This window comes from Bacillota bacterium, from assembly GCA_040754675.1.
GTDB lineage: Bacteria > Bacillota > Limnochordia > Limnochordales > Geochordaceae > Geochorda.
Genome location: JBFMCJ010000299.1, coordinates 1 through 5,021, shown reverse-complemented (window position 1 = coordinate 5,021; position 5,021 = coordinate 1). Strand labels below are relative to the sequence as shown.

The 5,021-nt window shown below is 59.8% G+C and carries 8 protein-coding genes; 2 read left to right on the top strand and 6 right to left on the bottom strand.

From position 1 onward, the window contains the following. Positions 1 to 151 (bottom strand): ISNCY family transposase (locus AB1609_15350; protein ID MEW6047830.1); only part of this gene is annotated, 151 nt, incomplete at its 3' end. 354 nt (positions 152 to 505) lie between these two features. On the opposite strand from AB1609_15350, the gene AB1609_15345 reads away from it, so the two are divergent. Next, complete coding sequence (locus tag AB1609_15345) at positions 506 to 1,009, top strand: hypothetical protein (GenBank protein MEW6047829.1); 504 nt, start codon at positions 506 to 508, stop codon at positions 1,007 to 1,009. A gap of 915 nt (positions 1,010 to 1,924) precedes the next feature. Beyond that, positions 1,925 to 2,293: a hypothetical protein gene (locus AB1609_15340; protein ID MEW6047828.1), complete on the top strand. Its 369-nt coding sequence runs from the start codon at positions 1,925 to 1,927 to the stop codon at positions 2,291 to 2,293. A 68-nt stretch (positions 2,294 to 2,361) separates the two neighbouring features. On the opposite strand, the gene AB1609_15335 is transcribed toward AB1609_15340, so the two are convergent. From AB1609_15335 to AB1609_15315, 5 genes are all read right to left on the bottom strand, one after another. Beyond that, positions 2,362 to 2,697, bottom strand: coding sequence for a hypothetical protein (locus AB1609_15335; GenBank protein MEW6047827.1), 336 nt, complete (start codon positions 2,695 to 2,697; stop codon positions 2,362 to 2,364). A gap of 241 nt (positions 2,698 to 2,938) precedes the next feature. Next, positions 2,939 to 3,103 (bottom strand): hypothetical protein, encoded by a 165-nt coding sequence (locus AB1609_15330; GenBank protein MEW6047826.1) that lies wholly within the window; start codon positions 3,101 to 3,103, stop codon positions 2,939 to 2,941. 114 nt (positions 3,104 to 3,217) lie between these two features. Beyond that, entirely contained in the window at positions 3,218 to 3,499 is a 282-nt protein-coding gene (locus AB1609_15325; protein ID MEW6047825.1) for a hypothetical protein, read from the bottom strand. A gap of 188 nt (positions 3,500 to 3,687) precedes the next feature. Beyond that, complete coding sequence (locus AB1609_15320; GenBank protein ID MEW6047824.1) at positions 3,688 to 3,885, bottom strand: hypothetical protein; 198 nt, start codon at positions 3,883 to 3,885, stop codon at positions 3,688 to 3,690. Positions 3,886 to 4,035: 150 nt separating this feature from the next. Further along, positions 4,036 to 4,809, bottom strand: a complete 774-nt coding sequence (locus tag AB1609_15315; protein MEW6047823.1) for an iron-sulfur cluster loop — start codon at positions 4,807 to 4,809, stop codon at positions 4,036 to 4,038. Positions 4,810 to 5,021: the final 212 nt, after the last annotated feature.

The window sequence follows — 5,021 nt, the reverse complement described above, 5'->3', positions numbered from 1 at the left end:
TTCTCTTGCTGAACCGCCGGCGGTAGGGAGCAAGGAAGCGGTCGTCGTCGAGGATCTTGTCCACCCTGGCAAGTTCGGGGCTGAGTTGGGTCAACTCCGGGGGCAGTGCCGCATCCCACAGGGTGATCTGGGGCTGGGTCTCGCGCAGCATCCGGGTGCCACCTCGCAGGAGGAACGCTTCGTCCTGTCGAACCAGAACATGGGGTTCCCCCTCTGGATGGGTGGTTTGCGTTGCCAACTCAACCATTCTATCCTGCAGGCGGGGATCCCTCCTTTTATGGGCCGGAAACCCTACGGAATCACGGGTTTCTGCCATCCAGCACCCCGGACTTTTTTATGGGGAACTAGTTACGAGAATGTCGCCCGACTTCAACACATAGCTCTTTGCCCTCTCGAAAGGCACAATCGGCCGAAGACGCGCGCGGACACCTCGTGAACCCCCAGCCACCGCCAATTCCCGTGTCGACAGGGAAGCCGGCTTCCTTGGCGAAATATGGCGTTAAGGTTGGCAAAGGGGGCGGCCGTCACGGATCTGGTTGGTTGCGTGAAGCTGAGGAACAGCTACGAAATCTATGAAGACGGGGCCCGGTTCCTGGTCCGTTCTTGGAGCGGTGGCCAACGATACGAGTGGGTTCTTCATGCATCGAACGTTTTCAATCTCGCCAAGATTCTCCGGGGCCGTGCAGTCACTGTTAGGGAAGCACTAGAGGAACTCGAGCACCGTGGGTTTGAAGGCGTGCACTTCTGCTACCGCGGGGGATACAAGCAACAGTTCGAGGTGCAGGCCCACCTGCTAGTAATGGTGGCCCTTGGGATGGCTGAGCTGGAGAAAATGGGCCGAGCGTTCGTCTACCGCGTCTCGACCTCCTGTTGGTTGTGTGATGTACGGAATGCTGATGCAGGCGGGCGGGAGGCGCTGGCGTCGGTACGACGATCTCCCCGCGTAGTAGCTACACACAAGAAGGTGCTACCGGACCCCGGCCGTACGCGTTTGGAGAGGCGAGGCTGACCTTACCGGGGAGGTTGTATGCATGTCCGATAGAAGGTGGGAAGAGGCGCTGAAATGTGTCGTCAACTGGGTTTGCCTTGTTTACCATGAGGCGCGCAATGTGATACCAAGATCTCAGGCGGAGAGACTTGAATTCAGTAATCTGGCGCTTGCCTCGTTCTAGGTACGAAGCCTGGGAGTCAATGAAGGGAGTTAGGGAAGCGGCTCTTGAAGATGGCACAGCCCGGGGTGCAGCCCAGGTTTTTGCACGCGAGTTTGGCTTAGGCCTCGACGAGTTGGGTACCCTGTTCCTTACCGCGAAATGGAGGCACTCGTGCGGCGGGCAGGCCTGGGCAGACATTTGCTCTAAAGTGCAGGAGCTGGTCAAGGAAGCTGACAGCAGGGATGAGAAGCGGTTTATGGCTGCCTTGGGGGAGTTGGAGACGCTACACCACAACACCGGATCGGCCGCACGCAAACTAAGGGACTTACTGGGAGGGATGTATACCTGACCTGCCGAGGGGGGACGGTAGGGGGCCCCCCGCTCGCTGAGGCGCCGACGCTGCTGTGTGGTCAGACCGACGGGTACATTCTCAAGCGGCACGGACGGGGCGATTCCCCGAGTTGGACCAGGGTTGGAAACCCGGCAACCATCCGGCCTAAGGCTAATCGGGCATTGCCGAGCAGTTCCGCTACGTCGCCAGAAAGGGATGCGCCAGGGGGTGCTTCCGGGTTTCGATGTAGCCACAGTTTCCACCATATTCCCTGGGTTTACGCGAGTTTCGGGCACAGCTCCAGTCGTGGGCCGAGTGGGAAGAGAGGCAGGGACAGGCAACTGCAGCAGACAATGAACGCGGAGCTGAGGACCGTCCGTCCAAGTAGAGGCCCCCATCCCAGTGATGCTAGAGACTCGAGGACGGGAGCCGGTGATCGAAGATGAGGCCCTTGGAGCGCGAATTTGAGCACGCCATGTACGACATCTACCGTAGAGCGAAGAAGGAATGCGGGTACAATCCCACACGATTTGTACAGATGTTGAGCAATTATGGAGGGCTTGAGACCGCCAAACGCCTGCTTGCAAGCAACGAAACCCAGACTGGACTAACTGAATTGTATCTCCGGGGAAGGCTGGACCTGAGTATGGAAGCCCTTGTCGTGAAGGACCGTTTTGTTGGGTTATTCACCCGCGAAGAGCGAGAACGTGCCGTGCGAAGGTTACTAGACCTTGACCCATGCTTTTTTGACAAGAATAGACACGACTACGGTTGGTTCTTTGGTGAGGACGCGAGGGACGTCGATCAGTAAATCCTATGTGAGGCACGAGCCCTCCCGCTCGCTGGGTGCGTCTGGGCTGGAACATGTGCCTCCTGGGATTATCCATCGTCCCCATTGTCATCGACGGCGTCATCTTCTTCGTCCATTGCCCGTTCGAGCAAGAGGTGAAACACCGCCTCTGCAGTGGTGTCCTCCAACGCCGCCAGGACCTCTGATACTCCGGCGGCGTCGGTCCCTTTCACCAGGCAGGCGTGGTTGGGGTGCAAAAAGAGGTCCACGCGGCCACAGCAATAGGGCCCCTGGTTCGTACGGGCGAGGGGGGACTCTGTCTCGTACACGAACAGGGTCCAGACTCTGGTGGCGCCCATGCGTAGCGGCTCGGCGTCCATCTCGTAACGGAGGCCTTTGGCCGTCTCCGCGACGTATTTCTCCACGACGACACCTCCTCCAGCCGGGTAAGGGCCGCAGCTACCTGGGGGACAGCCTTTCTTCCCGTTCCGTGGAGAACGCTGCGCACAGAAGAAGTCACATTTTCGGTTACAGCGTGACTGCGCCCGTGGTGGGCGGCAGCAGGAACGGTCCGCTGCGCCGGCGAAGCAACCCGTAACCGTATAGGCCCCCGCTCAGCGCAGGGCCCCCTCACTCGGAGGGGGCTTCTGCCTTACACGCGTAGGGCTACCACTCTGGATCGGCAGGGGGCAGGTGCAAGGCTTCGCGCCGCTTTCCGTTCTTCGGGACGCTCTCTGCCAACCGCTGCTTCCGCAGCCATTCCCGGTAACGCCGCTCCACCTCCAGGAAGACGTCCGGCCTCACTTTCAAAAAGCGTAGGTTGTACCCCACGTCCTCACCTCCTTGGGGGTTTCCGCGCTCGGTCTTAACCGTTACGGTCTTTCCTACGGTAGCGGCTGAAGCAGATCACCGACCGCATCTACCCAAGTACCGGGGCTACTGGCATCAGGGAGAGCTTCGCCTCCCGGTTGAGTTGAGTAGTGCTTTCCGCCGGGACACGGAGCGCTCTGCGAACCTCTGGACCTCGTTCTGGGACAAGATCGACCCCGAGGTTAGGGCTGCTGCTTCTTCCGCCGTGATGGGCCGGGAGTCGGCCACGGCACCGAGTGTCCCCTCGAAGGAGGCCCAGGTGCGCGAGGCGGGATTGAAGACGACCGGCCAGCCCCCGAAGGCCATAGGCCGCAGGTCCAGCACCCTTCCGTCCCAGAGAACCCCAAAGTCCGCCACGGCTGCACCTCCCAGCCCCACTATAGCAGGATCGGCTGACGCTCCCTCGGGGACGTGCGATTAGGCTTCAGGGCTCCGGCATCTCTCCCCTGTTTCACCCGCCATTTGGGGTGTCGGATTCTGCCGAGACGTGTCTGCCGAAATCCTTCTGCGGCGAGCCTTTCTGCCCCGTTTCGGTTCTACACCCCTCAACTCGAAGGCGGACGCTTCTCTTGCCTCCTGGCCCGGCCCGGCCACAGGTAGGCGTACAGTTTCGGGTGAGTCTCACGGAGGGAGGGAATGCCCAGCTTCTCTCTCTCGGCTCGCTGGTCGAGGCGGTACTTAATCTGCCATAAACGCTGGTACTCGCGCCGCATGGCGGGGTCCTTGTACGGCAGGGCTACCACTCCTGGGATCATCTTACCATGGGGAGAGCGGCCAGGGGGGATTCTCTTGAACTCTCAAGGGTGGACTTCGCTGATGATGGTGCATTCCCTATGCCCCCGAACGGCCAGCCCGCAGTGGGCTCTTTACTGAAACAGAAGGGGCCTGGTTTCTCAGGCACCTGCCCCCACCTTCTCCGCGTATGCGCAAAGCTCTGACCAGCGACATTTATCGCAAGAAGGTTGTGTTGGCAAGCAGACAGTTCGGCCGAGTTCCCATAGGACCAGATCGAAGATGCCGGGATACTCCGGGTGCAGTTCGCGCGCCCGGTAGATGATGAGTTCGGCTGGAGCATTCTCGGGAACGAACCCCATCCTGGCGAAGACGCGTCGGACCTGAACGTCCACCGATATGTCGATGGAGTACCGGTCGCTGACGGGAATGCGAAAGTCCCGCACGAGGGTGTTTGCAGCCATGGTCGCTATCTTTTGGCCCACACCGTCGAACTCGAGGAAACGCCGAACAATAGTCGCGCTGGAAGGTTTGCCCGCCCAGATCAGGGAAGCATCACCGGCGTAGTGTTCCTCAATACGGCGAATGGCCGAGTGTAGATTCCTTGCCATCATTCCCGGAAATCGGTGAAGGGCTGGGGGACCGCTCATGATTCTCTCCAGGTCAGACGCTGACAGCTTGGCCAGGGCTGAAAAGTGGAAGCGCCCTATTACCTGTTTCAAACGGTAAGGTATGCACCAAGCTTTCTCGGCCGCCATCTGGCGATCCATGACGCATGCGATCACGAAGGCATGGGGGTACTCATCCAGGTTGTTGAGCAGCTCGTCAGCTTCGGGTACGCGGGTGAACTGCACAAAACCACGGGGCTGCAACAGGAGCTTACACCCTTCGGTTACCAGTTCCTCGCAGAGTCGCTTGATCTTCTCGTCGCTCACACACTTGTCCCCCTTGCACCGTTGCCGCACAGCAGCTTGTGGGCCAACGCTGGAGTCTACGTCTGATGAAGCCCTCGCCTATTGGTTGTCGAGGCCCATGGCGCGTATGGCACTCACAACTCGCCTTGAAACGCCTTGTCCAGAATCATTTGTTCCAGGCGCTCAATCTCTGCTTGACTCTTGGCCTGGGCCGGCTTTACTATGGCCACCGC